Source organism: Mesorhizobium sp. M7A.F.Ca.ET.027.03.2.1, assembly GCF_003999175.1.
GTDB lineage: Bacteria > Pseudomonadota > Alphaproteobacteria > Rhizobiales > Rhizobiaceae > Mesorhizobium.
The window spans coordinates 1-1,498 of the sequence record NZ_RZOM01001283.1; the positions used below are offsets into that span (position 1 = coordinate 1).

Annotated in this window: 2 protein-coding genes; one reads left to right on the forward strand and one right to left on the reverse strand. The window is 64.1% G+C overall.

Annotated features, from left to right (window positions below; translation table 11 throughout):
• On the reverse strand, positions 1-678 hold a 678-nt coding region (locus tag EN750_RS33870), incomplete at its 3' end, for a methyltransferase domain-containing protein (RefSeq protein WP_127399242.1).
• Positions 679-784: 106 nt separating this feature from the next.
• Between EN750_RS33870 and EN750_RS33875 the strand changes: the two genes are divergently transcribed.
• The coding region (locus EN750_RS33875) for a ligase-associated DNA damage response exonuclease (protein WP_127399243.1) at positions 785-1,498 on the forward strand (714 nt) is incomplete at its 3' end.

The following is a 1,498-nucleotide window of genomic DNA, read 5'->3' on the forward strand; positions in this document are numbered from 1 at the left end:
CGTCTTCACCACGCCGTCCAGCGCGCCGACATAGATGAAAACATCGGCCACCGTCACCAGATAGGCTTTCGGACCGGCATAGGGAAAATCCCGCAGATCGGCCTTGTCGAGGAAATCGTAGACGCCCTTGGTCCGCGCCTTTCTCAGCATTTTGGCCGAAATGTCATACCCCTCCAGCCGGTCGACGATCGGCCGCAGCCTCTGCCCCATCAGGCCGGTGCCGCAGCCGAGATCCAGAGCGAGCGGGAAGCGTCCCGGCCTTGCCGCTCGAATGGCCTGGTCGAGCATTTCAGGCAGGCGGTAACTCAGCCTGCCGACCAGGGACTCATCGAAGCTCTCGGCATAGTGGTCGAACAAGGTCTCGACGAAGGCGCTGGGGAGCGCGTCGGGCGCCGGCGCCTTGCCGATCAATTGCAGGTTCAGTGCAGCGCCTTGACGATCCGATGGATCGAGTTGCAGCGACATCGTCCAGGCCTGCGCGGCCAGCTCCGCCGCGCCCGCCGCCTGCTGCATCTCGCCGAGGCGAAACCAGCCCATCGCCCATAGCGGTGTCATTTCCAGGGCGCCGAGCAGCAATTCCGCCGCCGCCGCATGATCGCCATCCGCGTGCAGCATCTCGGCATAATCGGCACGGCGATCGGCGTTCAAGTCGCCGGACGAGGCCTGAAGCGGTTTCATGACGATGGATCCTGCCGGCGGATCGAGCCGGCGGTGCTCTATGCCGGAGTCAGCAGTGACTTACAACAGGCTTCCCGCCGCGGAATTATATCCTATCTTGGAGATCATGCGCGCCAGCGACCTGCTTCATCCCCGGCCTGAAGGCCTCTATTGCCCGCCGGGCGATTTCTTCATCGACCCGGTCCGGCCGGTCAACCGGGCACTGATCACGCATGGCCATTCCGATCACGCGCGTTCCGGCCACCGCTCGGTGCTGGCGACGCGGCAGACGCTCGACATTATGGGCCTGCGCTACGGCGAGGATTTCGCGGGAACAACGCAAGCGGCACAGCTCGGCGAGACGATTGCACTCAATGGCATCAGCGTCAGCTTCCATCCAGCCGGCCATGTGCTGGGCTCGGCGCAGATATTGGTCGAGCATCAGGACACGCGCATCGTCGCTTCCGGTGACTACAAGCGGCAGAGGGACGCGACCTGCGCGCCATTCGAGCCGATCCCGTGCGATGTGTTCATCACCGAAGCGACCTTCGGCCTGCCGGTGTTTCGCCATCCGCCCGACACCGAAGAAATCGCTCGCTTGCTGAAATCGGCGGCGCAGTTCCCCGAGCGCTCGCATCTGGTCGGCGCCTATGCGCTGGGCAAGGCGCAAAGGGTGATGCGGCTGTTGCGCGACGCCGGCTACGACAGGCCGCTCTACATCCATGGCGCGCTGGCCAAACTCAGTGAGTACTACCAGAGCCAAGGCATCGATCTCGGCACCCTCGAACCGGCGACCGTCGAAAGCGGCGGCAAGGATGATTTTACCGGCGCCATCGTCGTC